Consider the following 25,842-nt stretch of genomic DNA (forward strand, 5'->3'; position numbering starts at 1 on the left):
CATAGTTATTTTTTTGGGTTATATACAAAAAGAATCAAGCCGGACGGAAGACCGTACCGGCTTGATTGACAGGGCAAGTTTAGAACCCGGGAAGTTGATCGAGATTGTTGGTCGGGTCTCCGTCCGCATTGGAACGTAAATGTTCCTCCCCGTCCCGTCCCCGAAACACATTGACATTCACCAGCTGTCCGCTTTTGGCAAGCTGTTGAGCTTCCAAATAATCCACGACCTCACCGGATGACAGCCTTAGCTCCACGATATCTCCATCGCCGTTCTTGCGTACGGCAACGACATGCGGCTTGGGTTGATTCATCATTTTGATCTCCTCCTTGCCCATAGCATGCTCAGGATGGAGGCAAATGATGCCTGATTTACCCGAGCACCTCAGCAATTCGCTCATAGGCCCAATCCAGCTCGGATGTGGAGATCGTGAGCGGCGGCGCCAAACGAATAACGTTGTCATGCGTTTCCTTGCATAGAATTCCTTTGCTCATCAGCTTCTCGCAATAAGCTCTGGCCGGCGTCGCAAGCTCCAGACCGATGAACAATCCACGGCCCCGAATGTCGCGGATAAGCGGATGCGTCAGCTGGCGAAGGAGACCGAGAAAATAGTCTCCCAACTCCAAGGAACGTTCCGCGAGCTTCTCATCCAGCACGACCTGCAGGGCGGCCGTCGCCACGGCGCAGGCGAGGGGGTTGCCGCCGAAGGTTGAGCCGTGCGAGCCCGGCTCGAACAACTCCAGTACTTCACGATTTGCCGCTACAGCGGAGACGGGCAGGACGCCTCCGCCCAGCGCCTTGCCGAGGATGTAGACATCCGGCTCTACGGATTCCGCATCGCAGGCGAAGCGGTAGCCCGTTCGTCCGAAGCCCGTCTGGATTTCGTCGGCGAGCAGCAGCACTTCCCGCTGCTTGCAGATGTCAGCTGCTTGCCGCAAGTAGCCGGGAGGCGGGAGCACGACACCCGCTTCTCCTTGTATCGGTTCGACCAGGAAAGCGGCCGTTCTGGGGGAGATGGCCTGTTCCAGGGCATTCGCATCGCCGTAAGGAATGACCGTAAAACCGGGGGTGAAGGGTCCGAAGCCGTGCTTATACTCCGCATTTGAGGAACAGGAGGTAACGGTTATCGTTCTGCCATGAAAATTGTCTTCGCACACGAGGATTTCGGCTTGATTGTCTGGGATGTTTTTTTGTGTATATGCCCAGCGGCGGGCTGCTTTGATCGCTGTTTCTACGGCCTCGGCCCCAGTGTTCATCGGCAGGATTACCGCTTTGCCGGTGTAGTCGGATAACCGTTCATAGAACTCGCCCAGCCGATCGTTGTGGAACGCGCGAGAGGTTAAGGTCACGCAGTCTGCCTGATCCTTCAACGCGCGGATAATACGGGGGTGACGGTGGCCCTGATTGAGCGCCGAATAGGCACTAAGCATATCGAGGTATCTTCGTCCCTCGGGGTCAAAGACCCATACCCCCTCGGCTTTGGATATTACTACGGGGAGCGGAAGGTAATTCCGCGCCCCAAACCGGTTCGTTGTATCAATGATGTTTTCCGACGTCGGTTTCATAGCGCTCCCCCTCCTATAGAATGCGCTGCCCCAGCAGGGAGAGAATCAGCTCCACTGCCAGTCTTGCGGTTTTGTTATCCCGCTCGAGCGCCGGGTTGACCTCTACCATCTCCGCGGAAACCATGACGCCGGATTCGTGAAGCAGCTCCAGCGCCAAATGCGCTTCACGGTAGCTGAGGCCGCCTTTGACAGGCGTTCCGGTTCCCGGAGCCTCGAGCGGATCGACGCTGTCGATGTCGAAGCTGACGTGTACGCCGTCTGTACCGGCGCTTGCCAAGCGTAACGCTTCCTCCATCACCCTTGCGATTCCCATGCGGTCGACCTCATGCATAGTGAAGCACGTAATGCCTTCTGCGTGTATGAGCTCTTTCTCTCCCGGGTCAAGCTGTCTGGCTCCGATGATGACGGTATGCTGAGGCTGAATTTTGGGGAGAACACCGCCGATTCGTGTCAGCCGGTCGTGTCCCTTACCGAGCGCCGCCGCAAGGGACATGCCGTGAATGTTGCCTGAGGGGCTTGTGTCCGGCGTATTCAAATCTGAATGGGCGTCAAACCAGATGACACCTAAGCTTCTGTAATGCTGCCTAAGCCCGGTCAGCGTGCCAATCGCGATGCTGTGGTCCCCGCCTAACACAAGTGGGAAGCGTCCGCGGTCTAGTACAGCCTTGATCTGTAAAGCGAGCGATTCATTGACCTCCACAACCTCATTCAAGTGCTTGAGCGCCGCTGGCTGAGTAGAGGCGGCTGAGAGCAACGGGGCAGGGACCGGTTCCGGAAGCTCGAAGGAGAAGCCCAACTGCCGCAGCTTCCGTTCCAAACCGGCCCGGAGTATCGCATCCGGGCCGAGCCTTACGCCTTTACGCCCGGCACCCAAGTCAAATGGTACTCTTAGAATGGATAGATTCGGTTTCCTTGTCATGGTTTTATTCCTCCTTTCCGTTCTGGGCGGATGGGCGGTCGCGCCAATTTTTCAACACGAACCACAGATTGGCGGGACGTTCGGCCAAGCGGCGGACAAAATACGGGTACCACATCCGTCCATAAGGTACATAGCAGCGCACCTTGTGGCCCTCTCGGGCCAGCTGTTCCTGCAGCGGCATACGCACGCCATACAGCATTTGAAATTCATAGCGGTCTGCTCTTACGCCATTTCTTTTAGCGTATGCTTTCGTCCAGGCGATCAGCTGCTCATCGTGGGTCGCTACCGCGGTATAGACGCCGGAATCCAGTCTTACCCGGATCAGTTGCTTCATGTTGGCGTTCACGTCGTTCATGTTTTGGTAAGCAAGCGGCTTGGGCTCCTGGTAGGCGCCCTTAACCAAGCGGAGATTCACATTCGCTTTGGTGAGCCGCCGCACGTCCTCTCTGCTTCGGTATAAATAGGCTTGAATGACGGTGCCTACTTGAGTTAAGCCTTCGGCATGAAGGCAGCGGATCATGGCGATAGTATCATCGGTGTAAGGCGAATTCTCCATGTCGATGCGGACGAAGCTGCCAAGCTTTTGGGCTTTCCTGACGATGTCCCGGATATGGGAGAGGCAGGTCGGTGGGTCCAAAGCCAATCCCATCTGGGTAGGCTTTAAGGAAACATTCGAGTCCAAATCTTCGGTGTGTATCCTCTCGAGAAGCATAATATATTCCCTTTTAAACCTGTCTGCCTCCGATAAATCGCGAATGCTCTCGCCAAGCACATCCAAGGTGGCTGCGATTCCCCTGTCATTTAAACGGCGGATCTGCAGCAAGGCTTCATCGGCTGTTTCTCCCGCGACGAACCGGCTGGCTCCGAGCTTCATTCCGTACCGGTGAGCCGTCGCCTCGACAGCCCGGTTTCCGGCTAGCGCAAGCAGAGTGGAACGGAACAGTTTGGTACCGATATCCAAACACGATCACCCTCTCTCCGATTTGCTTCTTGTGGGCGGCGCGGCGGCATACATATGTAGTAGAAGTGCAGCTTCGTTTGGCCTGAGGAGTCGGCGCCGCTGGTTCGGTGCTAATCTATTTTATTCCGCAAGAACCCGAAATGAGACTTCAATTAATCAAATGAGATTTCCCATAACTTTGTATCGAGCAGAGGAGGAATGACTCATGGTAGAACCTTTTCGCAACGAGCCGTTCACAGACTTTACCCAGTCGGGGAATCGAGAGGTATTAGCAGCGGCGCTCGAGAGGGTCGAAGCGCAGCTAGGGCAAGAATACAGCCTGCGGATTGGCGCTGAACGGCTGCTCACGGACCGGAAGGCCGATTCGGTCGATCCTGCCGATCCGACGAGGGTGATCGGAACGGTAAGCCAAGCGGATCAAGCTTTGGCAGAGAAAGCGATTCTCGCCGCAGCGCATGCGTTTACGTCATGGAAATCGGTGCCCCCGGCGGTACGGGCCCGCTATTTATACAAAACCGCCGAGCTGCTGCGCAGCCGGAAAGCAGAGTTTTCCGCTTGGATGGTGGTGGAAGCGGGGAAGAGCTGGGCGGAGGCGGATGCCGATACCGCAGAAGCGATTGATTTTCTTGAGTTTTACGGCCGGGAAGCGGAGCGTCTGTCGGAGCGGCAGCCGCTTACACATATTCCGGGAGAGGACAACGAGCTTACCTATATTCCGCTCGGGGTCGGCATAGTTATCCCTCCATGGAACTTTCCGCTCGCTATTATGGCGGGAATGACGTCGGCGGCTGTGGCGGCCGGCAACACGGTTGTGCTGAAACCGGCCAGTGCGACACCGGTCATAGCCGCTAAGTTTATGGAGATGCTCGACATGGCTGGCTTGCCGGATGGTGTGGTCAACTTCCTGCCAGGCTCCGGGCAGGAGGTGGGCGATGTTTTGGTGGAGCATCCGTTGACCCGGTTTGTTAGCTTTACGGGATCCCGCGAAGTGGGGCTGCGTATCAACGAGCGGGCGGCCAAAACCGCCCCCGGACAGCGCTGGATCAAGCGGGTCGTCGCCGAAATGGGCGGCAAGGATGCGATTATCGTCGATAGCGACTGTGACCTGGAGCTGGCAGCGGAGGCGATTACGGCGTCGGCCTTCGGGTTTGCCGGACAAAAGTGCTCCGCCTGTTCTCGCGCCATAGTGCATGAGAGTGTATATGATGAGGTGCTTCGCAGGGTGGCGGAACGCGTAAGCCGTCTGCGTGTAGGTGATCCGTCAGATCCTGAAATGGATGTCGGACCGGTCATCGATGCCAAGGCTCACCGTAAAATTCTCGAATATCTGGAAATCGGTCGTATGGAGGGCCGTGTGGTGTGCGGAGGCAGAGCGGGGAATGCCAAGGGGTATTATATCGAGCCGACTATCATCGCAGATGTCGACTCGAAGGCACGAATCGCGCAGGAGGAAATTTTCGGGCCGGTGGTTGCGTTCATTAAAGCGTCCTCGTTCGATCAAGCGCTCGAGCTGGCCAATGATACGGAGTATGGGCTGACCGGAGCGGTCATCACGAGGAACAGGGCGCATTTGGAACGGGCTCGCTCGGAGTTTCATGTCGGTAATCTATATTTCAATCGCAAATGCACAGGAGCGCTTGTAGGGGTTCATCCGTTCGGCGGCTTTAACATGTCCGGAACGGATTCCAAAGCGGGTGGGCGCGATTACCTGCTCCAGTTTACTCAAGCCAAGGTCGTCTCGGAACGATTCTGAAGGGTACTGCAGCAGCAAAACCTGACCCCAACGGGTCAGGTTATGGATGGCGTCTGTTGGGATGAGATGGCGTCCATGAAACGCGGCGCGATCGATGATCCTTACGACGGCAAGGTATACGTTTTGAACTGCTCCATGAAGGTCATATGACCCGTTTTTCCGATAAATTGGGACATGTTGTCTCCATAGTGCATAAGCAGCACCTTCTTTTGTACGTCCGCGGGCAGTGTAAGCAGCTCGTCCAGGCAGGCGTGCACGGTTCCTGGACAGAACAGCTGACAATCGTGCAGGATGACTTCACAGCCTTGTTCGTGCAGTCCAAGCAGCAGCGGAGCGCTAAATTTCATATCTGCGCTGTAAAATATGTTGCCGTTAAGCAGCAGAGAGTAGCTTGACTTGCCGGGAATATGATCTGTCGGGATCGTCTCCACGCTTAGTCCCGGATGGAGGGCAAACGGCGTCCGCTCCGCCAAAGAAATCACTTCAAAATAATCGTTCAAGCTGACAAGGCCTTCGGCCGTATTCTCAAGTCCTCCCCGAAGCGTATGCTCCCAGAGAACGGTTTCCAATGGAGCAGGAACCAGCAGCTTGATTTTGCGTTTGAACACGTACATATATTGAAAAGCAAGCTCTTCAAGCCCGCCCACATGATCCGCATGGATATGAGAGATGAGCACCGCATCGATCCGATCGAGCGGAATCCCGAGTTCGTACAACGCCCTTGGAGCGGTAATCCCGCAATCGATTAATAATGTAAAGCCGTCCGAATAGACCAATGCGTTGTTATTGTAAAATGTTTTGGCAAATGCGCTTCCCGTACCGATCATTTGAATTTGCAGGCTCACTTGCGGTCCTCCACTCGCCTATGACATACCAGCTGAATATTTATTTAATCTACCATGTTTTTCATGAAAGATTCAAGAATATTTTGTCAGGTTTTGGCTTCAATAAAGGAATAGGCTTGTCTTTGTTGAAAAGGGAACAAATGTTCTATATAATGAGTGTACAAATCTTTTGTTTCGGGTGGGCGAACATGCGGAATAGTACGGTGGAGACGTGGGTTCATCAATATGTTGTGACGTTGCATCTGCTTAAAGCGCTGGAGCTGGACCGTAAATATGCCGAAGCGATGAAGCTGTCCCGGATTTGGAGCGGATTGTTCGAACGGCTGTCCATACGGGTGGAAAGGGAACATATCGGCATCAAGCAGCGGCTTCGCAAGAGCGGCTGCCGCATTGTGCTGGAAGAAATTACGCCAGAACGGAACTATCACGTTATGTATGTATTTCAGGGCTACGAATTTCACTGCTCGATCATGCCGATGGTGCTCAGGGGGAAGTGCGAGGAGAAGCTGCAGCAGCTGCTTGGGGCAGAGGATGAGTTCACACGTTAGAAGGAAAGAGGGGAATTTCCCGGGCAAGCGCATGAATCTTCACCGCTCGTCAAAAAGGATGGTGTGATTCGACATGCGCGCCCGCCTCTTTATTGCCATATTTTGTATAAATGCTACGTGAAATCCCTGGACAATAACTAGATGTAGATATTTATCAAAAAAAGTTTGGGGTTTTCCCATAAAACACCGCAACTCTTACGAACCATCGGAGTATAAGATAACAAACCAAGAACATGATGGAGGTTGCTGGAAATGAAGGTGCCGCGATTACTGACGCTGATGCTGTCGCTTTCCCTGTTCGGGACGGCAGGGGTCTACGCCAGTTCCATGTGGGGCGAATTTGAAGGTTATGTTAAGGCAAAAGTGATGATTAACAATGCGGAAAGGCCGTTCAAAGACGGTGAGACCCCCGCTTTTTTGATTAAAGGAAGCACCGTGCTTCCCGTTCGTGCCTTATCCGATTCCTTGCAAGCTCTAGTCAAATGGGATGACGCCTCGAAGACGGTGTCCATCTACAAGCCAAACGTACATATGTTTGTAGCCAAGAAGGTCGATAACGATTATTCCATCACACAGCCGTTTGGTGGAGTCGAGAAGGGCGACCGACTGGATTTTGCGGTATTTGCTCAAGTGGATAGCCTGACCATACCGATTCACTCCTTTAAAATGTCTATCGTATCGCCAGGTGGCAAAGAGGTAGGGGTTCATGAGAAGGTCGTCGGCGGGCAAAGAGAAAGCTTCTGGTATCCGTGGCCGTTCAACATATCGTTTGATGAATCCGGCAAATATGTTGTGAAGTTTTCCATTAAGGAGAGCGAAACGAGCAGCTATACCGTAGTATCCGAGAAGTTGATCGTCTCCAAATAACACATATAGAAGATAAGGGATAGCGTGACGGCCGCTGTCCCTTTTTTTGTTGTATTTTAAGAGGCTCCATCATAACTTCTCTGTATATCAAGACCAGAACCCGGTGCCGAATCGATCGCTGTACACTTTAACGAATCCTAGACAGGGAGGCGGTCCGCTTCATTGACTTGGGCTCCGTGAGCGTGGTACGATACGGAAGTACGACCAATTTTATAATGAAATGAGGTTTTCCCATGAGCGAGCACATTCATGATGCTTCCTGCGACCATGATCATGAGGATGATATTTTTATAGTAACCGATCAAGACGGCGTTGAGCATGAGATGGTTATGGTTTATACCTTTGAGGCGAGCGACCGGGCGTATGCGGTGCTTCTGGACCGCAACGACGTGGAGTCTGATGGTGTAATTTTCCGGATTGAAGAAGAAGACGGTGAAGCCTTTCTCACTAGTATCGAGGATGAGGAAGAGTGGGATCGCGTTGTTCAGATTTATAACGAGATCGTGGAAGAACAACAAGAGCAGCAGTCATGACATTAGATGCGAAGAACCCTTCTTGAGTGAGAGAAGGGTTCTTCGCTTAAATACGGGTATGGATGAGAGATAATAATTTTGTACTGATATCAGCATGATACCTTGCAGCCCATCGGGAAGCTGAAGCGCTACTTCCGGGGATTGAAGTACATAATGCGTCCGTTGAACAAATGAAGCTCGGCTTTCCACAGCTTGGCTAAATATTTGCAATACTCATTACCCTTCGCTTTGTCTCCATGCGTACAGTCGTCAGGTAATACGACCTGTACGTAATGGCGCTCTGTATCTGTTTGCGTCTCGGAGCCGACACCCATGACGATATATTTGTAGAGCGGATTTTTTCCTTTTAAATAAAACCACTGGCCCTCGGCTTCGGCCTTTGTTTCCAGCGTGTACGGGAAGCCGGCATCATCGTACTCCCATTCGAGCTGCCGGCCTGTGAGTGCCAGCTGATCCTGGTAATGCATGAGCTGGTTCTTCAATTCATCCAGCGTTAACGAGGAAACGGCGGACCCTTCTACGAACTTAATATAAGCGCTTTGCGCCATGATGAATGCACCTGCCTACATAATGGACTGGAAAGGTTTTCTTGCTTCAAGCACCATGACCATCATAGCATTAAGAAAAACCAAATACAATACTTGCTTAAGGCTTTTGCGGACAGCTGAGCGGATAGGCAGAAAAAGAGGTTTCCTATGATCGACAGCCAATTCTTCAGCAATTATTTGCTGGTAACAGATATGGACGGGACGCTGCTGAGCAGCGGCAAGGACATTAGCCCTGACAATCTTGCCGCCATAGAGCGGTTTACAGCGCATGGAGGAAGGTTCACTTTGGCGACAGGTCGCATAGCGTCTTCCGTCAGGCGTTATGCGAATCGGCTGCCAGTGAATGCTCCGGTCATTTTAAGCAACGGAGCCGTCATATACGATTACGCTTGTGAGGAGACCCTATGGGTAAGGACGCTGCCTGCATCCAGCAGGAGAGTGCTGGAGAGGGTCATGGAACGGTTTCCAGAGCTGGGCGTTGAAATCTATGCGAAGGACGGGACTGCTCCTTATACCCTGAGGGACAATGAAACTACAGAGCGGCATCGGCGTATTGAGGGGTTTCCGCTGCAGGCGATTAGAATTTCCGATGAGCTGTCAGAGCCCTGGATCAAAATATTGTTCGCTTGGGAGCCGAGTCGGCTGGATGACGTCGCCATGGCCGTAAATGAACTTACGGAGGATGCGGAGGTGGTCTGGGTTCGATCGGACGATAAATATTTGGAGATGCTCTCGCAAGGGGCGACCAAAGGCCACGCGCTGGAGGAGCTAAGCGTGCACGTTGACATTCCGATCGAGCGCTGCGTGGCCATGGGAGATCATCTGAACGATCTGGAGATGATCCGCAGGGCAGGGATCGGCATCGCCGTTGCCAACGCCCACCCGGAGCTGCTGCAGGCTGCTGTCCGTTCCTGCAAGCACCATAACGAGCATGCGGTGGCCGACGTCATTGGTTGGCTTGAGGAACAGATTAAGCAAGGAAGCCTATAAAACGGAACAAGGCCAGCCCGGGCAGGGCTGGCCTTGTTGAGCAATCCGGCGAGGTTAAAAAATCGCCGGTGTTTCCACGATGACTTTGACTTTTTCAATGCTGCGGTCTTCAGGCCCTTTAACAGGCAAGCCGACCTCGATGTGCTCCGTAATGTAGTCAATCAGGTCCTGGGTGATGAGTTCACCCGGCAGCAATATCGGTATGCCCGGAGGGTATACGTAAATGAATTCCGCGATAATGCGGTCCGCGGATTCCTTGAACGGGATCATTTCGGTATCCCCGTAGAACGCGTCACGCGGAGACAAGGTGAGCTGCGGTATTTTCGGAATTTTAATCACCAGCTCATTCGCTTGACGGATGGAGTAGTTCTCTTGTGAGAGCCTGCGGAGGGCGGTGAGAAGAATATCGATGTTCTCTCGCGTATCACCAGGAGTGACCAGACACAAGATGTTGTACATATCGCTAAGCTCAACTTCAATATTGTACTGCTCCCGGAGCCAGTTTTCCACATCGTAGCCGGTAATGCCCAGATGGCGCACATGGATGCTGACCTTCGTCGGGTCGTAATTGTAAGTGGCTTCCTTGCCCAGGATTTCTTCTCCGAAGCAGTAAAGACCAGGGATGCGGTTGATTTCTTCCCGTGCGTAGTCGGCAAGCTCAAGCGCCCGGTCCGCCAGCTCTTTGCCGCTCAGAGCTAGGTAGCGTCTTGCGCAGTCGAGCGACCCGAGCAAAATGTACGAGGTGGAGGTGGTCGTCAGCATGCTGATGATCGTCTTGGCGCGCATCACATTGACACGGCCTTCGCGAATGTTAAGCACCGAGCTTTGTGTCAGCGAGCCGCCGAGCTTGTGAACGCTCGTAGCCGCCATATCCGCGCCTGCCTGCATGGCGGACATCGGCAGCTTATCGTTGAAATGGATCAGCACGCCGTGGGCTTCATCCACCAGCACCGGAATGTTATAACTGTGAACGATGTCGACGATTTCCTTCAGATTGGCGCAGACGCCATAATAAGTCGGATTGATGACCAGCACGGCTTTGGCATCCGGGTGAATTTCCAGCGCTCGCCGTACCGACTTCGTCGATACACCATGATCGATCCCTAAGGAATCATCCCGCACCGGCTTCAGGAAGACGGGCTTTGCTCCGGCGAAAATAATCGCCGACATGACCGATTTGTGAACGTTGCGGGGGACGATGATCTTATCTCCTTGTGAGCAGACGGTTAAGATCATTGTCATGATGGCGCCGCTTGTCCCTTGTACGGAGAAGAAGGTATGATCGGCTCCGAACGCTTCTGCAGCGAGCTTTTGAGATTCCTCAATGACGCCGGTAGGCTGATGCAAATCGTCGAGCGGAGCTATATTAATCAGGTCGATGGACAGCGCGTTATCGCCGATGAACTCTCGAAATTCCGGGTCCATCCCGACCCCTTTCTTATGTCCTGGAATATGAAACTGAACCGGATTACGGCCGGCATGCTCTTTAAGCGCGGTAAACAAGGGAGTTTTCGTTTGATCCACGGCTCATCCCTACCCTTCTTGATCGATTTATCGTGACACAGCAAAAAATAAGCAAACAAAATGAGTATAGCAAAATGTGACAAGGATGCAAGCAGTTTTTGCAGGAGATTTGGAATTGATCTTGTCAAAGACTGTTGATCCTTGATAGTTTGATAATTTTGCAGAGAAATTAATCAGGGGTTTGTCCATTTTGTTAATCTTATCTAAAGTTCGTTTCCATCGGCAAAAAAGATGTGGTACGATAAGGGAAACTATCGCAGATCGGGAGGAACCCATTACCACATGAACAAACAGCTTGCCATAATCATGGTTCTGCTGATGACGATTTTTGTCGGCTTCGGCATAATCATTCCGGTACTTCCCGATGCCGTGACGGGATCGGGAGCGGAAAACTTTCATTTGGGTATGCTGCTCTCGGTTTACTCGCTGGCTTCTTTCCTTATGTCCCCGGTGTGGGGAGGGCTGTCCGATCGAATCGGTCGACGTCCGCTTATCATAATCGGCGCACTCGGATTCAGCCTTAGCTTCTTTCTGTTCGGCCTAGCCCTGGAAAGCCTATGGCTTATGTACGTTTCCCGCATATTGGGAGGACTGTTCTCCGGAGCCGCAACCGCCTGTGCGGTCGCATATGTTGCCGATATCACAACAGATGAGGAACGTACCAAAGGAATGGGACTTGTAGGGATGTCAATCGGGCTCGGCTTCATCTTCGGGCCTGCGCTGGGCGGCCTTCTTAGTCACTGGGGAACCCATGTGCCGTTCTTCGTTGCCGCCGCTCTCGCATTCGGTACCTTCGTGTTCGCGTACTTCAAACTGCCGGAATCGCTGACGGAAGAGAAGCGGCATAAACCTCAGGGAGCCAAAGCTTCCCGCTGGAGCGCGTTTGTCGGACCGCTCAAATATTTATACGTGCTATCCTTCTTTGTTTCATTCTCGCTAGCGGGACTGGAAGCGACGCTGCTCTTGTTCCAACGGGATCGCATCGGAGCAACGCCGACACAGCTTGGAATTATGTTCGCCGTTAGCGGCATCGTAGGAGCGTTGATCCAAGGGGGGGTCGTCCGGCGTCTTATCAAAAAAGGACAAGAGGCACGTGTGGTCGGCCTCGGTCTCGTTCTCTCGGCACTCGGCTTCATACTGATTTTGTTCTCATCGAATTTGCTTACCGCCTCGATCTATTTGAGCGTCTTTGCTGCGGGTAATGCGCTGATCCGCCCGTGCGTCACCTCGCTCATTACGCAGAAGACTTCCGTCGGGCAGGGCATCGCGTCGGGCTTAAGCTCATCCATGGACAGCTTGGGACGCATCTTAGGTCCGCTGCTCGGAGCAGGCGTTTATGATTACAGCAACAGCTTGCCTTTCCTTACCGGGGCTTTGCTGTCTGTAGGAGCACTCTATTTGCTGTACCGCTTTATGGTATTGGACCGGATTGGTACTAGAACATCAAGCCAACCGCTGTAAATCAAACCCAATAAGCTGCCGCTATCGAATCTTTCGCTTGCGGCAGCTTATTGGGTTTGCGTACTTAGGTGCGTTCATTCCACGACTCCTGGTAACGGAGTATATTTTTCACCTTGGATGTCTTGGAGATTCATGGCCATTCCATTCATTTGAGCACGATGACAGGCTCCTTTCTATGGTTTGACTTGGGTACACAAAAAGACGAGGGAGGGCCCCCGTCTTTAACATGTGATGCTTATTCCGTTGTTTTCTTATCGCCGGTAGAATGCTTGCGTTCAACCATTTTCTCAATCCATGGCGTCATCTCGTCCTTGATCTGACCAATCAGTTGCTCCTTGGTCATGCCCTTGCTCTGAGCGATCTCTGTCAAGGATTTACCGGCTCTGAGCTCATCTCTCAATTCGTCCTCCGTCATTCCGAGAATACCGGCAAGCTTGTCTTTAGCAGGCATCAACTGATGCTTGCCTCCTTGCATTCGTTTCTTTTCTTCGCCGGTCAACTTATGGTTCACCATAAATTTCAGGTGCTCTCCCATGTTCTGCTTCAGCTTCTCCGCTTTCTCAGCGGTCAGTTTACCGGAGGCCAAGGCCTCATCGATTTTTTTCGTTCGCTCGGCTTGAAGCTTGGCGATCAGATCAGCCTCGCTAATCTTTTTCTCCGCAGCAAGCTGCACCAGCGTCTTGTCCTTCAGCGACTGTTTCAGCGTCTCCTTGTCCATCCCGAGAATGGCTGCGGCTTCCTCAAAGATCGGCATGGATTTGCCGTGCATGCCTCGTGCATTATCGCCTTTCTTTGCCCATTCTTTACCTTCCGCAGGTTTGTCAGTATTGCCCTGCGATTGGACGGCCGCATCCGGCGTCTCCGCGCGAACGAATTGCTTTGTGCCATAAAGCGCTCCGCCACCCAGTACTAAAGCAAGTGCTAGGGAGGAGACGATTATTTTTTTGGCGTAAGTCTGCTTCATCGCTGCACTCTCCTGTAAGTAGGTTTCGGTTTTCACCAACTATAGGATATGCAAGAAAGATTAACCTTACTTTAAAGCAAGCTTAGGCTTAAATTAATTTTTGATCCCCAAAGATAAATGATATAAGGGCAGCAATTGATTGAACGTTTCGTTCGTGAATGCAATAAACTTGTTCCCGTCCTGAAGTACAGGGTCGTCTTTCATGATATTTCGTCCGATCAGCAGCTCCGCCTTTTTTACATCGCGAAACCGTTTAAGCCCTTGTTCCCACTGTTCTTCGTCCATCTGAGAGAGGCTCAGGGCATCCTTTTTCATATGATCGAACGAAAGCATCATATCGGATGGTAAACGTCGTTTAATCTCGGAGGCCTGCTGCAAAAACTTCTCTGCGATCTCTTTTTTGTTCGGAAGCTCGTAGATAAACGCTAGCCAGATGAATACCCGGTCGTCGAACAGGCCGATTTGAAAATGAGGATGCTGCTTATAACCGCGTTTATTATTAGCTATAGCCATCCATGTGTCAACCGGCGGATTGACTTTTCTGCGGGCGTGCTTCGCAATATGTAAGAACATCTCCAGTCCCGAACGGACGGAAAGAGACTGTAATAGCTCATCGCTGATCGCTTGAAATTTGGGCTGAATACGAGTTTGAATGGCTTTCATTCTCTCTTCCAGTCCGTCAATCGTAAATGTATCGAAATCCGCTTGCTGAAACCCCTTGAATGCTGTCATACTGCTTACCTCCATGCGTCCTATTTCTTCAAACAATATAACATAATCGAAGACAGATGACCACGGAAGCACAGCGAGATTCGACGATAACCGACATTTCCTCCCGCAGTTGTAGAACCTAAAAAACGATAGCGGATTGATTTTCAGCAAAAAAATAACGGAGCTGCGTGCTGCAGCTCCGTTTCACTTTACTTGCCTTGCTTGACTTCTTCCAATAAAGAAAGATCGAGGAATTCACTTAAATTGAGCTCTTCCTTCTTCATGCCCTTGATATAGCCCGCATCGATAGATACGCCTGCCATTTGTTCAATGGCTTCTTTGCTGACGTCGGTCGTCAGGTTCAGGTGGGAAAGCGCGGCCTTGATCAGGTTCACGTCCATCCCTTTGCCGCTGAACTCTTTCAACCGGTTGTTGATCAGCTCATACGATTTGTCGGGGTTGCTTTTGATGAATTCGATCGCTTCCGCATTCGCTTTGATTGCTTGCTTTGCCAATTCACGATTTTCGTTCAGGAATTTATCGCTCGCGACCAGAAGAGTGAGCGGATAGTTCCCGTTGTTCGGCGGAATTTGATCCCAAGGCACGATGACCTTACCGATGCCCTCTTGCTCCATCTGCGTTCCCCACGGCTCAGGAATCAGTGTAGCTTCGATTTCTTTCTGGCGCATGGCGATGAGCGTATCTGCCGGAGCGCGAGCGATAATTTGTACGCCGCTGGTATCCGTGGTTACTTTCAAGTTGTTCTCTTCGAGCAAGAGACGCAGCGAAATTTCATTCGTGCTGCCCTTGGTCGGGATGGCGATCGTCTTGCCCGTCAAATCTTTCACACTGTTGATGCCGGAATCTGTACCTGCTACGAGTACCGCGCCTCCGTTATTCGAGCCGGAGATAATGCGGAAGTTTTTGCTTTTGACATATTGGTTCGTAGCCGGTCCGGGACCTACAAAGCCGAGGTCGATTTGATCCGTTGCCAAGGCGGTGGAGAAGTCGGAGCCATTGTCGAAGGCTTGAACCTCGATTTTGACGTTATCTCCCCAATGCTTTTGGAACAACCCTTGCTCCAGGGCTACATAGCCTGGCGCATGCGTCACGTTCTTGAAAATACCAAGACGAACCGTCTTAGCTGCTGCGTCGCCGCCGGCAGCATTATTCGGCGTTTCTGTGCTGCCGCCGCATGCTGAAAGAGCCAGCAAGCCGGACAGCGCTAAAGCGAGTAGTGCAGATTTTTTTTTCATCTCTGTGTTCTCTCCTTTGAGGTATGGTCGGATCCGAGGGGATCCTTATTTTCTATTGCTGATCAGACCGTAGCGAACCAATAGCTTATCCTCCAGGCGCTTAAAGCAGAAATGGTCGGACAGTGTACCCAGTACGGCAATGATAATGACGATACACAGCATCAGCGCCGTATCCGCCAAATTTCGGCCATCCTGCAGCAGCTGGCCGAGACCTACGCCTTTGGCGATCAGTTCTCCAGCAACAAGCGCCCGCCAAGCGAATGCCCACGCGACCCGCACCCCGGTCATCATATGAGGGAAAGCGGCGGGAACCATCACCTGATAAAACATCCGTAGCCCATTTCCGGTGCCCATCATATGCGCGGCCTTAATGTAAATCGTCGGGATGTTCTTAATTCCGGTCCGGCTGGCCATGGCCATCGTCCAAGTCGCGCCGAGCGTGGTGATGAAGATAACGGCAAAATCGCTCATCCCAAACCAGATGATGGCGAACGGCAGCCAAGCGATACTTGGAATCGTCTGTAGCGCAACGACCAGAAAGCCAATGGTATCATCAATGAAACGATAACGCGCGAACAGAAAGCCCAGCACTGTTCCGACCACGATGGCCAGAATGAAGGCCAGCAAAAGTCTCTTCATACTTTGGAAGGTAGCTTCCAGCAGCTGTCCATGAACCAATCCGTCGTAAAAAGCTTGGAAGGTCTGAAAGACGGAAGGAAATTTCCAGCCCCAGTCGAAAATTCTATATCCCGCTTCCCACGCTATCAGCAGAAGAATCAGAAAGATGCTTCTTCTTAAGGCTGTACTCATCGCCCATTTCCTCCTTTACCACTTTTTCCAGCTCGTCAGCCAGCGCTTCCATGATGCTGCCTTCCACGTGGTGCAGGACGGAATCGGAGTAATCCCGAGGGCGGGCCGCTTTCACGGCGAACTCCTTCTTGATCGTACCCGGTCGGGTCGACATGACGAGCACGCGGTCCGAAAGGATGACGGCTTCCCGGATATTATGCGTAATAAAGAGAATAGTCTTGCGCGTACGCATCCAAATTTCTTCCAGCTCTTTATGCAAAATCAGCCGAGTCTGCTCATCCAGCGCCGCGAATGGCTCGTCCATCAGTAAAATTTCGGGATCCATCGCAAGCGCGCGGGCAATTGCCGCTCTTTGCTTCATACCGCCGGAAAGCTCGTGCGGGTAACGATCGGCGAACTTGCTGAGGTGCACGGCCTTAATTTGCTCCATAGCGATCGCTTCGCGTTCCTTTTTACCTATGCCTTTTTGCTTCAAGCCGAAAGCTACGTTATCGAGAACAGTCAGCCACGGGAACAGCGCATGTTCTTGGAACACGACAACGCGGTCGGGACCCGGCGTGCTGCACGGCTGTCCATTTACGGTAATCGTTCCTTGCTCCGCTTGCTCCAGTCCTGCCACGAGATTCAGCAGTGTCGATTTGCCGCAGCCGGAAGGTCCGAGCAGTGAAACGAATTCGCCTTTGTTAATCGTGAGCGATACGTTATCTATGGCCGTAAAGGTACCGCCGGTGCGCTGATGAAACGTTTTGCTGACGTCTTTAATTTCAATCAACGGTGTCACTCTCCTTGGTGTGAAAAAAGTCATACCAACTAATTTTATAGGAATGAAAAGACTTGTCAACAACAAATTTTGCAGGATTTTAAGCTAAACGTGTCGAATCATTGTATATTATGTCCTTTATTTTCCTTCTATAGAAAGGTTTGAATGACGATGAATCGGATCAAACGCGTATTTTGGATGACCGCATTAATAGGAAGTACGTTTACCGCAGGGGTATATGCAGAAGATGTACTGCAGCGGGTAGAGGCTTATTTGCGCCCGGATTTCCAATTGGTATTGGACGGTAAGTCTGTTCAATTGTCGGGTCCGCCGCTTATTTATGAAGACAAAAGCTATTTGCCGTTAGCCGAGCTGGGCCGCTTGATGGGGGCTAACATATTATGGAGGGGTGAGACCAAGACAATTTACATCAACAGCCGGATTAACCCGGAGCAGCGGGCGGAGGATCGCAATCCGGTTTATGAATCCATCGAGCTGTACAATTCTTATTCGATCACGCTGAAATATTTAGGGGCGGAATATCCGATGCTGATCACTTACAACAATAGTACAACCAATTTTGCCCCTTATTACCGCGAGTCAGACGTCAAGCGAATGGGTGTGGATACGAATGGGCTCAATAAAGCCAAGGAACGCTTGACGGGTGCTATATTCATCAGTGAGAGCGAGCTGAATAAAAGATTGCGCCAAACCCCTGAGCATGTGTATTCTGCCGATTACGAAACATATGTTATCAGCGAGGAGCTTCATCCCGAGAAGCTGAAAATGCTGCGCAGTCATGTGAAAAACACGCTTACCATCAATTATGACAACATCTATACCAATAAAAAGCCGATTATAATTGACAAAGTTGCAGGAGAAGCGGACTTGTACGATTATTATTATCTAGAAACCGTACGTGCGCAGAATGGGTACGTACTTGAGCGCTACTCGAAGGATCGTCTTAAGGTGAGCAAAAGCACCGACTGGCTGAATACAGGCTATACTGTCAATATAACCGCTAAGACGGATTTAGAATCAGAAGCGATAAAACGGGAGCATCCATAAGGGTCATGTTCCCAATATGGTAATCCTGTTGATTTTTTCTAACTCCAATTGCCGAAATTAAGTCATCATAGACTATTATTCCCTCGCCCAGGAGCTGCTTCTGGGCGTATTTGCATAACCATGCCAACCCTTCCCACAAATAAATGGTTAGGAGAGCAGGCCTTTTTAACGTTAGCGCTTACAACGCCCAGCAGCAGCCAGGCCTTGCAAAAAAATAGGTTCGAAATTCGAAAAAAAAAGACAATAAACCAAGTTGCTAAAACATATGATTCATAATAAGATAGAACTAACAAACAGAATAATCAGAAAATTCATTCAAAGTAATTGCAGCTCGATTCAACTACTTGTCAATTTTAGAGACGAAGCTGGACGCAGCACCGTTCACCACAAGCGACAAAGCTTGGATATCGCTATTCAACCTGAGGAGGGATTGCCGTGAGTAAAAGTCATGAAGTGGAATATTGTAACCTTGAGTTACGATTTGATCGTCGGCTAATCCGTAACTTCATCAAAACGCTTATACAAGAAGGCTATTCCTTGTATTGGAACGAAAGTGAACAGCAGTTTATCGTTTCGATCCGAACCGGCCGCAAGCTAGTAAAATTAAAGTTCCAACGTATCGGCGAACGATATAAGATCGTCGGAAATTACTCTTTTAAGGATGAGAAGCTGGCAGAGCTCATGGAAAAAATGATCGGGGACACACGCGGTCACGCGGTCGTCAAACGGTTCAAAGACCGGCAAATCCTGATCGAAAACATAATGTTTGGCGAAATCATTCGGATGGTAGAGATCTCGGGGGTGGAGCACAAAGTGTTATTCCAAAAAGAACCTGTCGTGACGGTAGAAGAAATGATGCAGGCGTTCCGTTCCAAACGCCCGGATGAACGCATCCCGGTACTGCGACTGGAGCTTGACTATGAGCTGGCCGTACTGCATGAAGCGCTTCAAGCTGGAGACCATGAGACGTCCAATACTTGCAAAGAAAGGCTGAAGGAGCTAAGGCATGAAATGCTACTGCTTGAAATGTGAATACGACATGTGAAACGGCCTGTGTATACGCGCAGGTCGTTTCGCATGTTATCCTAAGTGGAGTAAAAAAAAGTGGTAGGAATATACGGTGAAAGACGCTTAAGGGAGGACAAAAACCTGTAAAAAAAGAGCGTTGTTAACGTGTGCAGGTCTATGTTATGATACCAGCAGAGGTGGTTGAATATGAGCAGCGTTACGATCAAAGACATCGCTAAGCTCGCTGGCGTATCGCATACAACCGTTTCCCGGGCACTGAACGATAGTCCGCTGATCAACCCGGAAACGAAGGAAAGGATCAAAGCGATTGCGGGAAGCTTGGAGTATACTCCGAATTACAGTGCTCGCAGCTTGGTGCTGGATCGATCCTACAACTTGGGGCTGTTTTTTTCAACTCTGCATACGGGTACTTCCGCCGGTTTTTTGTACGAGGCGATCAAAGGCGTGAATGATGTCATTAAAGATGAGTATAATTTGATCGTTCGCGGGATTGACGACTATAAAAGCTTTCACCAGGTAAATCGAAAAAGCTTCGATGGCATTATTGTAATGAGTCAAAGCGCAAGCGACCAGCCGTTCATCGAATACGCAGCGGAGAAAGGCATCCCGCTCGTCGTGCTAAACCGTGAAATCGAACATGTGCAAGTCATGAATTTTGTACCGGACGATCAGACCGGTGCCTATCGGATGACCGAGTATTTAATCGAGCAGGGGCACCGCAGGGTTGCGATCATTGAGGGTAAAGAAGGCTTCAAATCGACCCAATCCCGCCGTGACGGCTATCGCGATGCGTTGAAGAAATACAAATTAGAGTTTTATGAAGCCTTGTCGGTTCAAGGAAATTACGATCTGGAAAGTGGTTATGCCGCGATGAATCGGCTTCTGGATCTGCCGGAACGTCCCACAGCCGTTTTTTGCTGTAATGACGATATGGCGCTTGGAGCAGTGAAAGCCGTGACGGAACGCGGGCTGACGGTGCCGGACGATCTTTCTGTCGTTGGTTTCGACGACCATCTGTTTTCTGCGTTCATGACGCCTGCTTTAACGACCGTTCGCAGACCGATCGAGGAGATGAGCCGGGCGGGAGCGGAAAAACTGCTTACTTTTATCGAATTCAAGCAAATGGAGACTTCTACCGTCTTCTTCCATACGGAGCTCGTCATTCGGGACTCCATCAAAACCATCCCGGGAGGCCAATAGGCAAATGAGCATATTAAGAGAACTGCTTCAAGACATTCCGATTCCGCAAGTGGTCCGAATCAGGCAAAAATTCAACGGAGACAAGCTGCAGCATCCGGCTGAAGAGCTTGCCAAGGAGCTTCAGAAGCCGGGCGCGATCGACCGAATCAACCCGGGGCAGCAGGTTGCCGTCGCTGTTGGTAGTCGGGGCGTGGCTAACATCGCTGAGTTTACCCGAACGACGATTGAGGCCATCAAGCAGGCCGGAGCGCATCCTTTTATCGTACCTTGCATGGGAAGTCACGGAGGAGCAACGGCTGAGGGGCAGAAGGAAGTGCTCCATCATCTTGGCGTAACCGAGGAAGCGATGGGAGCACCGATTCGTTCCTCGATGGAAGTGGTAGAGATTGACCGACTTCCGAATGGTCTTCCGGTGTATGTGGACAAGTATGCTTCGGAAGCGGACGCCATCATCGTCATCAACCGCGTAAAGCCGCATACGGCATTCCGTGGACCTATTGAAAGCGGTATTATGAAAATGATTTCTATCGGCCTCGGTAAACAAAAGGGAGCGGAAGCGTGCCATCAGCTCGGATTTAAATATATGGCGGAGAATGTGCCAGCCATGGCGCGCATTATGCTGGATAAACTACCGATTGTATTCGGGGTTGCACTGGTTGAGAACGCATATGACGAAACGTGCATCGTCGAAGTGCTTCCTGCGGAGCGAATCGAGGAGCGTGAGATCGAGCTGCTGCAGATCGCCAAAGCCCGGCTGCCGAAAATTTTATTCGATCAAATCGATGTGTTGGTTATTGATTTTATCGGCAAAAATATCAGCGGCGACGGCATGGATCCGAACGTGACCGGGCGGTACCCGACGCCTTATGCGCACGGCGGCCCGGAAGTGTCCAAGATGGTTGTCCTCGATACGACGCCTGAGACGAAGGGGAATGCCAATGGGGTGGGAACGGCCGATTTCACGACTCAACGGCTGGTCGACAAGATGGATCTGGTAGCCACATATGCGAATGGTCTGACCTCAACCGTATGTGCACCGACCAAAATTGCGACTACGCTCGAGAACGATTACTATGCCATCAAAGCAGCGGTCAAAACCTGTAATATTCTCGATTATTCGAAATGCCGTTTGGTACGAATTCAAGATACGCTGCATCTGGGCGACATCGAGATTTCCGTGAATTTGCTAGAGGAGGCAAAGCTTCATCCGGACATCGAGATTTTGACCGATCCATACGATTTGTCATTCAATAGTGAAGGGAACTTAGTATAAATGAACGGGAATGGTTTGTCTGTACAAAAGCCTTATATTATTTCAGCAGATATCGGCACAACGAGTACTAAAACACTGGTGATCGACCGGAGCGGTCGGGTAATCGCATCACACTCCGTGGAATATCCCCTTCATACGCCGAAACCTGATGTGGCCGAGCAGGACCCGGATGAAATATTCCAGGCGGTCCTGACCGCAATCCGGTCTGTGGTGAGCAAGGCGGCTGTACTGCCGGGCCAAGTGCTGTGCGTATCGTTCAGCTCCGCGATGCACAGTTTGATCGCGATAGATAAGGAGCTGCAGCCGCTTACCCGCTGCATCACATGGGCGGATAACCGCAGTGCTGCTTATGTAAAGGTACTGAAGGAAGAGTTGAATGGACATGAGATTTACCTCAACACAGGCACTCCGATTCATCCGATGTCACCGCTGCTTAAGCTGATGTGGCTCCGCGATCACCGTCCGGATTTGTTTAAGCAAGCTTATAAGTTTATTGGGATAAAAGAATATGTTTTTGCCAAATTGTTCGGTAAGCTTGTAATTGATTATTCGATTGCGAGTGCTACAGGGTTGTTCAACCTGCGCCGGCTCGATTGGGACGAAGGAGCATTGGCAGCATGCGGCGTTCGCCGCGAACAGCTGCCTGATCCGGTCTCCACCACGCATCTTCTGGATGGATTGAGTACAGATGCGGCCGCTTCGATGGGCCTGTCGGCAGATACGCCTTTTGTTATCGGTGCTTCTGACGGCGTACTGGCCAACCTCGGTGTGGGAGCCTTAGATCAGGGTGTCTATGCGGTAACCATCGGGACAAGCGGCGCGGTTAGAGGCGTGATGCGCGAGCCGGTGACGGATCCGAAAGGCCGGTTGTTCTGCTACGCTCTAAATGAGGATTTCTGGGTTGTCGGCGGAGCGATCAATAACGGAGGCATTATGTTCCGTTGGGTCCGCGATCAACTGGCCACGGCGGAAGCGGAGGAAGGCAGGCTTCGCGGAATGGACCCGTATGATTACTTGACTGAATTGGCACGGGAAGTAGCACCCGGATCGGATGGGTTAATCTTCCTTCCGCTGCTGTCGGGAGAACGTGCGCCATACTGGAATGCGAATGCGCGCGGCGTCTTTTTCGGCTTATCCTTGTATCATCAAAAGAAACATATGATTCGCTCCGTGCTTGAAGGCGTTATGTACCGGATCCATTCCGTCGTGACTGCTCTGGAGGAGCTAAGTGGCCCGACTAAGGAAATACGTGCTTCGGGAGGGTTTGCAAGATCGCCCTTCTGGCTGCAGATGATGTCTGATGTTCTTGGAACTACGGTAGCGGTTCCGAATACGATTGAGAGCTCGGGGCTCGGGGCTGCGCAGCTGGGTATGCTGGCACTCGGAGAGATTAAAGACTTCTCCAGCGTGCACGACTGGATGCATGTGGAGCAGTCACTTGCGGCCAGTGAACAAAACCATGAAATATATCAACAGTTGACAAAGATTTATAATCGTGTGTACCATCAGTTGAAGGACGAGTTTGATGCCATAGCCGCTTTCCAACTGAAGCACACGCAATCCTAGGAGGAAATGACCATGAGCATGAATTTATTCGATCTGACAGGGAAAACAGCCGTTATCATCGGCGGGAACAGCACATTGGGAGGCGCCATGGCTATAGCCTTGGGAGGACACGGCGCAGATGTGGCAATTGTGGGACGCAACATGGAGAAATCCAAAGAGGTGGCTAAGCGGGTGGAGGAGGCGGGAGGCCGAGCTCAATGCTTCTCCGCTGACGCTACGAGCGCAGACGATTTGCAGCGCGTGCTGTCAGAGGTAACGGCTTGGACCGGCCGCTGCGATGTGCTGATGAACTGTCCGGGTATGAACAGTCCGACTCCGTTCTTTGAGCTGAAGATGGATGAATGGGATTCGATCATGGATGTGAATCTTAAGAGTGTGGTGTTGGCTTGTCAAATTTTTGGGAAGTATATGGTAGACAAAGGCGAAGGAGGCAGCATCATCAATATTTCCTCCGTTTCCTCCGAGCCTCCGCTCTCCCGCGTGTTCACATACTCCGCCTCGAAGGCGGCGGTTAACAACGTGACGCAGTTTTTGGCGCGTGAATTCGCGCCGGCGCGCGTGCGTGTTAATGCTATTATTCCGGGTTTCTTCCCAGCTGAGCAGAACCGCAAAATTTTGTCTCCGGACCGAGTTGAATCCATTATGAAGCACACTCCGATGAACCGGTTCGGTGATGCGGAGGAGCTTCAGGGCGCGGCTGTGTATCTGGCTTCGGAGAAGGCCTCCAGCTTTGTTACGGGTACTCTTCTTCGAGTGGACGGGGGCTTCGGAGCGATGACGATCTAAAGAGTGAGCTGCTTCGCTTCTGAAATCGTCGATAAATAAATAAGGATTAGGAAGGAAGAGAGAAACTTATGTCTAAACAACAGGTAGGCGTGATCGGTCTCGCAGTCATGGGCAAAAATTTGGCTTTGAATATTGAAAGCAGAGGGTTTACCGTATCCGTGTACAACCGCTCCCGCGAGAAGACCGATGCGCTTCTGTCGGAATCGCCGGGCAAACAATTGGTCGGTACATACAGCATTGAAGAATTCGTCGCTTCCCTTGAGAAACCGCGTAAGGTTTTGATCATGGTTCAAGCAGGAAACGCGACTGACGATACCATTAATCAACTGATTCCTCATCTGGAGCAAGGGGATATCATTATCGACGGCGGTAACGCGTTCTTCCCGGATACGCAGCGCCGCAATAAAGAATTGCAAGCGCATGATCTCCGCTTTATCGGTACCGGCGTATCAGGCGGTGAAGAAGGCGCTTTGAAGGGGCCGTCGATCATGCCTGGCGGACAGAAGGACGCCTACGAGCTGGTGGCTCCGATTCTCACCGCCATTTCTGCCAAAGTGAACGGCGATCCTTGCTGCACGTACATCGGTCCGGACGGCGCAGGCCACTATGTCAAAATGGTCCACAACGGCATCGAGTATGGAGATATGCAGTTGATTTGCGAAGCTTATCAGCTGCTGAAGGACGTTCTGGGCGTCAGCACACAGGAGCTTCATGAAATTTTTGCAGAGTGGAACAAAGGTGAGCTGGATAGCTATCTGATCGAGATTACAACGGACATCTTCACCAAATATGATGCCGAAACCGGTAAGCCAATGGTCGATGTCATCCTTGACTCGGCCGGCCAGAAGGGTACCGGCAAATGGACCAGCCAGAGCTCGCTTGATCTTGGCGTACCGCTTTCGATCATTACTGAATCGGTATTCTCCCGCTTCCTTTCCGCGATGAAAGAAGAGAGAGTGGCCGCGAGCAAGGTGCTTGGCGGTCCGAAAACGGCAGCATTCGAAGGTGACCGTGCAGCGTTCATCGAATCCGTTCGCAAAGCGCTGTATGCAAGCAAAATTTGTTCTTATGCGCAGGGCTTCGCTCAAATGAGAGCGGCAAGCGAAGAATATGGATGGGATCTGGATTATGGCAGCATCGCCATGATTTTCCGCGGCGGCTGCATCATTCGCGCCCGTTTCCTGCAAAATATCAAAGACGCATATGACCATAATCCGGAGCTGAGAAATCTTCTGCTTGATGAGTACTTCAAAGGCATTGTGGAAAACTATCAAGAAGCTTGGAGAAGCGTCGTAGCGACTGCCGTTACCCGCGGTATTCCAGCGCCGGCCTTCGCTTCTGCGCTGGCCTACTACGACAGCTATCGGACGGAGCGTCTGCCCGCCAATCTGCTGCAAGCGCAGCGTGACTACTTTGGGGCTCATACGTTCAAACGTGTGGACAAAGAGGGAACATTCCATTATCAATGGATGGAAAACTAAGCCTGTTCATCATCTGGAGAAGCTTTGCGGAACGTATTGACTCTGCCCGGATGCAATCCGTGGGATGCCTCGGCCAGCCAAATCTTCAGCCGGTCGGCTTCTTGATCAAATCCGTTGCGTCGTTGAATTAGCATCAAAGCGATCTCGGCAAAATAACGAAAGTTTTGAAGCAGTCGTGGCTGGGAAAGATCCATTAAATTCGGATCTTCCTCGGCCACCTTTTTTTTAATAAATTCGAGCATCCAAATAATATCTTCCTTGCAAAGCGGCCTGGAAGAATCCAAGATTTGTTGAAGCTTCTGATCCGTTACCATAGGAGCGGGTACTTTCGGTTTCGGGAGGGCATTGGGTATCATAATAAAGCGTTCTCCTTTCGCAGCAAAAACAGCATTACCAGCTTAACTGTTTCAGCTAGTATTTATTC

At 51.3% G+C, this 25,842-nt stretch carries 26 protein-coding genes; 13 read left to right on the top strand and 13 right to left on the bottom strand.

The genetic code is table 11. The annotated features are described in order from the left end of the window. Positions 1 to 79 precede the first annotated feature (79 nt). Genes JOE45_RS01695 through JOE45_RS01710 form a run of 4 tightly spaced genes read right to left on the bottom strand, consistent with a single transcriptional unit; the run spans position 80 to position 3,445 of the window. Entirely contained in the window at positions 80 to 313 is a 234-nt protein-coding gene (locus tag JOE45_RS01695) for a DUF3892 domain-containing protein (RefSeq protein WP_210023470.1), read from the bottom strand. Between the two features lie 58 nt (positions 314 to 371). Beyond that, complete coding sequence (locus tag JOE45_RS01700; protein ID WP_210021830.1) at positions 372 to 1,565, bottom strand: ornithine--oxo-acid transaminase; 1,194 nt, start codon at positions 1,563 to 1,565, stop codon at positions 372 to 374. Positions 1,566 to 1,578: 13 nt separating this feature from the next. Beyond that, positions 1,579 to 2,484 (bottom strand): arginase, encoded by a 906-nt coding sequence (gene rocF / locus JOE45_RS01705; RefSeq protein ID WP_210021829.1) that lies wholly within the window; start codon positions 2,482 to 2,484, stop codon positions 1,579 to 1,581. Between the two features lie 4 nt (positions 2,485 to 2,488). Then, positions 2,489 to 3,445 (bottom strand): proline dehydrogenase family protein, encoded by a 957-nt coding sequence (locus JOE45_RS01710; RefSeq protein WP_210021828.1) that lies wholly within the window; start codon positions 3,443 to 3,445, stop codon positions 2,489 to 2,491. 205 nt (positions 3,446 to 3,650) lie between these two features. Here JOE45_RS01710 and pruA point away from each other — a divergent pair, with 205 nt between their 5' ends. Continuing rightward, a complete protein-coding gene (pruA, locus tag JOE45_RS01715) occupies positions 3,651 to 5,198 on the top strand; it encodes an L-glutamate gamma-semialdehyde dehydrogenase (RefSeq protein WP_210021827.1) in 1,548 nt (515 codons plus the stop codon). 101 nt (positions 5,199 to 5,299) lie between these two features. Here the strand turns inward: pruA and JOE45_RS01720 are convergent, their stop codons facing one another. Further along, complete coding sequence (locus tag JOE45_RS01720) at positions 5,300 to 6,043, bottom strand: MBL fold metallo-hydrolase (protein ID WP_210021826.1); 744 nt, start codon at positions 6,041 to 6,043, stop codon at positions 5,300 to 5,302. A gap of 188 nt (positions 6,044 to 6,231) precedes the next feature. Between JOE45_RS01720 and JOE45_RS01725 the strand changes: the two genes are divergently transcribed. From JOE45_RS01725 to JOE45_RS01735, 3 genes are all read left to right on the top strand, one after another. Then, positions 6,232 to 6,591 carry a YhjD family protein gene (locus JOE45_RS01725; protein ID WP_210021825.1) on the top strand — a complete coding sequence of 120 codons (360 nt, stop codon included), beginning with the start codon at positions 6,232 to 6,234 and terminating at the stop codon, positions 6,589 to 6,591. A 252-nt stretch (positions 6,592 to 6,843) separates the two neighbouring features. After that, positions 6,844 to 7,458: a stalk domain-containing protein gene (locus JOE45_RS01730; RefSeq protein ID WP_210021824.1), complete on the top strand. Its 615-nt coding sequence runs from the start codon at positions 6,844 to 6,846 to the stop codon at positions 7,456 to 7,458. Positions 7,459 to 7,691: 233 nt separating this feature from the next. After that, complete coding sequence (locus JOE45_RS01735; RefSeq protein ID WP_210021823.1) at positions 7,692 to 7,991, top strand: DUF1292 domain-containing protein; 300 nt, start codon at positions 7,692 to 7,694, stop codon at positions 7,989 to 7,991. A gap of 128 nt (positions 7,992 to 8,119) precedes the next feature. Here JOE45_RS01735 and JOE45_RS01740 read toward each other — a convergent pair whose 3' ends face one another. Continuing rightward, on the bottom strand, positions 8,120 to 8,539 hold the full coding sequence (locus JOE45_RS01740) for a DUF1885 family protein (protein ID WP_210021822.1): 420 nt from the start codon (positions 8,537 to 8,539) through the stop codon (positions 8,120 to 8,122). 147 nt (positions 8,540 to 8,686) lie between these two features. Between JOE45_RS01740 and JOE45_RS01745 the strand changes: the two genes are divergently transcribed. Next, the gene (locus JOE45_RS01745; protein WP_210021821.1) at positions 8,687 to 9,529 is read left to right on the top strand and encodes an HAD family hydrolase; all 843 of its coding nucleotides are present in this window, start codon (positions 8,687 to 8,689) and stop codon (positions 9,527 to 9,529) included. 54 nt (positions 9,530 to 9,583) lie between these two features. Here JOE45_RS01745 and JOE45_RS01750 read toward each other — a convergent pair whose 3' ends face one another. Next, on the bottom strand, positions 9,584 to 11,053 hold the full coding sequence (locus tag JOE45_RS01750) for an aminotransferase class I/II-fold pyridoxal phosphate-dependent enzyme (protein ID WP_210021820.1): 1,470 nt from the start codon (positions 11,051 to 11,053) through the stop codon (positions 9,584 to 9,586). Positions 11,054 to 11,335: 282 nt separating this feature from the next. Between JOE45_RS01750 and JOE45_RS01755 the strand changes: the two genes are divergently transcribed. Then, the gene (locus JOE45_RS01755) at positions 11,336 to 12,514 is read left to right on the top strand and encodes an MFS transporter (protein WP_210021819.1); all 1,179 of its coding nucleotides are present in this window, start codon (positions 11,336 to 11,338) and stop codon (positions 12,512 to 12,514) included. A 235-nt stretch (positions 12,515 to 12,749) separates the two neighbouring features. Here JOE45_RS01755 and JOE45_RS01760 read toward each other — a convergent pair whose 3' ends face one another. The 5 genes from JOE45_RS01760 to JOE45_RS01780 form a co-directional block, all read right to left on the bottom strand. Next, positions 12,750 to 13,478 carry a hypothetical protein gene (locus JOE45_RS01760; protein ID WP_210021818.1) on the bottom strand — a complete coding sequence of 243 codons (729 nt, stop codon included), beginning with the start codon at positions 13,476 to 13,478 and terminating at the stop codon, positions 12,750 to 12,752. Positions 13,479 to 13,571: 93 nt separating this feature from the next. Beyond that, entirely contained in the window at positions 13,572 to 14,210 is a 639-nt protein-coding gene (locus tag JOE45_RS01765) for a DUF1054 domain-containing protein (protein WP_210021817.1), read from the bottom strand. A 188-nt stretch (positions 14,211 to 14,398) separates the two neighbouring features. Next, positions 14,399 to 15,445, bottom strand: coding sequence for an ABC transporter substrate-binding protein (locus tag JOE45_RS01770; protein WP_210021816.1), 1,047 nt, complete (start codon positions 15,443 to 15,445; stop codon positions 14,399 to 14,401). A 45-nt stretch (positions 15,446 to 15,490) separates the two neighbouring features. Continuing rightward, positions 15,491 to 16,255: an ABC transporter permease gene (locus JOE45_RS01775; protein ID WP_245246543.1), complete on the bottom strand. Its 765-nt coding sequence runs from the start codon at positions 16,253 to 16,255 to the stop codon at positions 15,491 to 15,493. Further along, entirely contained in the window at positions 16,188 to 17,027 is an 840-nt protein-coding gene (locus JOE45_RS01780) for an ABC transporter ATP-binding protein (protein WP_210021815.1), read from the bottom strand. Before JOE45_RS01780 ends, JOE45_RS01775 begins: the two co-directional genes overlap by 68 nt. A gap of 159 nt (positions 17,028 to 17,186) precedes the next feature. Between JOE45_RS01780 and JOE45_RS01785 the strand changes: the two genes are divergently transcribed. The 7 genes from JOE45_RS01785 (at position 17,187) to gndA (ending at position 25,418) form a co-directional block, all read left to right on the top strand. Next, a complete protein-coding gene (locus tag JOE45_RS01785) occupies positions 17,187 to 18,083 on the top strand; it encodes a stalk domain-containing protein (RefSeq protein ID WP_210021814.1) in 897 nt (298 codons plus the stop codon). A 435-nt stretch (positions 18,084 to 18,518) separates the two neighbouring features. Beyond that, positions 18,519 to 19,115 carry a hypothetical protein gene (locus JOE45_RS01790; protein WP_210021813.1) on the top strand — a complete coding sequence of 199 codons (597 nt, stop codon included), beginning with the start codon at positions 18,519 to 18,521 and terminating at the stop codon, positions 19,113 to 19,115. Between the two features lie 183 nt (positions 19,116 to 19,298). Further along, positions 19,299 to 20,312, top strand: coding sequence for a LacI family DNA-binding transcriptional regulator (locus JOE45_RS01795; protein ID WP_210021812.1), 1,014 nt, complete (start codon positions 19,299 to 19,301; stop codon positions 20,310 to 20,312). Positions 20,313 to 20,316: 4 nt separating this feature from the next. Then, positions 20,317 to 21,585, top strand: coding sequence for a nickel pincer cofactor-dependent isomerase, group 22 (locus JOE45_RS01800; protein ID WP_210021811.1), 1,269 nt, complete (start codon positions 20,317 to 20,319; stop codon positions 21,583 to 21,585). Further along, the gene (gene gntK / locus JOE45_RS01805) at positions 21,586 to 23,151 is read left to right on the top strand and encodes a gluconokinase (protein ID WP_210021810.1); all 1,566 of its coding nucleotides are present in this window, start codon (positions 21,586 to 21,588) and stop codon (positions 23,149 to 23,151) included. A gap of 18 nt (positions 23,152 to 23,169) precedes the next feature. Next, positions 23,170 to 23,937, top strand: coding sequence for an SDR family oxidoreductase (locus JOE45_RS01810; protein ID WP_210023468.1), 768 nt, complete (start codon positions 23,170 to 23,172; stop codon positions 23,935 to 23,937). A 68-nt stretch (positions 23,938 to 24,005) separates the two neighbouring features. Further along, positions 24,006 to 25,418, top strand: a complete 1,413-nt coding sequence (gndA, locus tag JOE45_RS01815; protein ID WP_210021809.1) for an NADP-dependent phosphogluconate dehydrogenase — start codon at positions 24,006 to 24,008, stop codon at positions 25,416 to 25,418. Here gndA and JOE45_RS01820 read toward each other — a convergent pair. Beyond that, positions 25,415 to 25,774, bottom strand: a complete 360-nt coding sequence (locus tag JOE45_RS01820) for a hypothetical protein (protein ID WP_210021808.1) — start codon at positions 25,772 to 25,774, stop codon at positions 25,415 to 25,417. The two genes, gndA and JOE45_RS01820, sit on opposite strands and share 4 nt — an antisense overlap. Positions 25,775 to 25,842: the final 68 nt, after the last annotated feature.

The organism is Paenibacillus sp. PvR098 (genome assembly GCF_017833255.1).
GTDB lineage: Bacteria > Bacillota > Bacilli > Paenibacillales > NBRC-103111 > Paenibacillus_G.

Excerpts from the sequence above, each read along its gene's own strand:
- JOE45_RS01695 (WP_210023470.1), bottom strand. The coding sequence starts at position 313 with ATGAATCAACCCAAGCCGCATGTCGTTGCCGTACGCAAGAACGGCGAT.
- JOE45_RS01700 (WP_210021830.1), bottom strand. The coding sequence starts at position 1,565 with ATGAAACCGACGTCGGAAAACATCATTGATACAACGAACCGGTTTGGG.
- rocF (WP_210021829.1), bottom strand. The coding sequence starts at position 2,484 with ATGACAAGGAAACCGAATCTATCCATTCTAAGAGTACCATTTGACTTG.
- pruA (WP_210021827.1), top strand. The coding sequence starts at position 3,651 with ATGGTAGAACCTTTTCGCAACGAGCCGTTCACAGACTTTACCCAGTCG.
- JOE45_RS01725 (WP_210021825.1), top strand. The coding sequence starts at position 6,232 with ATGCGGAATAGTACGGTGGAGACGTGGGTTCATCAATATGTTGTGACG.
- JOE45_RS01730 (WP_210021824.1), top strand. The coding sequence starts at position 6,844 with ATGAAGGTGCCGCGATTACTGACGCTGATGCTGTCGCTTTCCCTGTTC.
- JOE45_RS01735 (WP_210021823.1), top strand. The coding sequence starts at position 7,692 with ATGAGCGAGCACATTCATGATGCTTCCTGCGACCATGATCATGAGGAT.
- JOE45_RS01740 (WP_210021822.1), bottom strand. The coding sequence starts at position 8,539 with ATGGCGCAAAGCGCTTATATTAAGTTCGTAGAAGGGTCCGCCGTTTCC.
- JOE45_RS01745 (WP_210021821.1), top strand. The coding sequence starts at position 8,687 with ATGATCGACAGCCAATTCTTCAGCAATTATTTGCTGGTAACAGATATG.
- JOE45_RS01755 (WP_210021819.1), top strand. The coding sequence starts at position 11,336 with ATGAACAAACAGCTTGCCATAATCATGGTTCTGCTGATGACGATTTTT.
- JOE45_RS01760 (WP_210021818.1), bottom strand. The coding sequence starts at position 13,478 with ATGAAGCAGACTTACGCCAAAAAAATAATCGTCTCCTCCCTAGCACTT.
- JOE45_RS01765 (WP_210021817.1), bottom strand. The coding sequence starts at position 14,210 with ATGACAGCATTCAAGGGGTTTCAGCAAGCGGATTTCGATACATTTACG.
- JOE45_RS01770 (WP_210021816.1), bottom strand. The coding sequence starts at position 15,445 with ATGAAAAAAAAATCTGCACTACTCGCTTTAGCGCTGTCCGGCTTGCTG.
- JOE45_RS01775 (WP_245246543.1), bottom strand. The coding sequence starts at position 16,255 with ATGAGTACAGCCTTAAGAAGAAGCATCTTTCTGATTCTTCTGCTGATA.
- JOE45_RS01785 (WP_210021814.1), top strand. The coding sequence starts at position 17,187 with ATGAATCGGATCAAACGCGTATTTTGGATGACCGCATTAATAGGAAGT.
- JOE45_RS01795 (WP_210021812.1), top strand. The coding sequence starts at position 19,299 with ATGAGCAGCGTTACGATCAAAGACATCGCTAAGCTCGCTGGCGTATCG.
- JOE45_RS01800 (WP_210021811.1), top strand. The coding sequence starts at position 20,317 with ATGAGCATATTAAGAGAACTGCTTCAAGACATTCCGATTCCGCAAGTG.
- gntK (WP_210021810.1), top strand. The coding sequence starts at position 21,586 with ATGAACGGGAATGGTTTGTCTGTACAAAAGCCTTATATTATTTCAGCA.
- JOE45_RS01810 (WP_210023468.1), top strand. The coding sequence starts at position 23,170 with ATGAATTTATTCGATCTGACAGGGAAAACAGCCGTTATCATCGGCGGG.
- gndA (WP_210021809.1), top strand. The coding sequence starts at position 24,006 with ATGTCTAAACAACAGGTAGGCGTGATCGGTCTCGCAGTCATGGGCAAA.
- JOE45_RS01820 (WP_210021808.1), bottom strand. The coding sequence starts at position 25,774 with ATGATACCCAATGCCCTCCCGAAACCGAAAGTACCCGCTCCTATGGTA.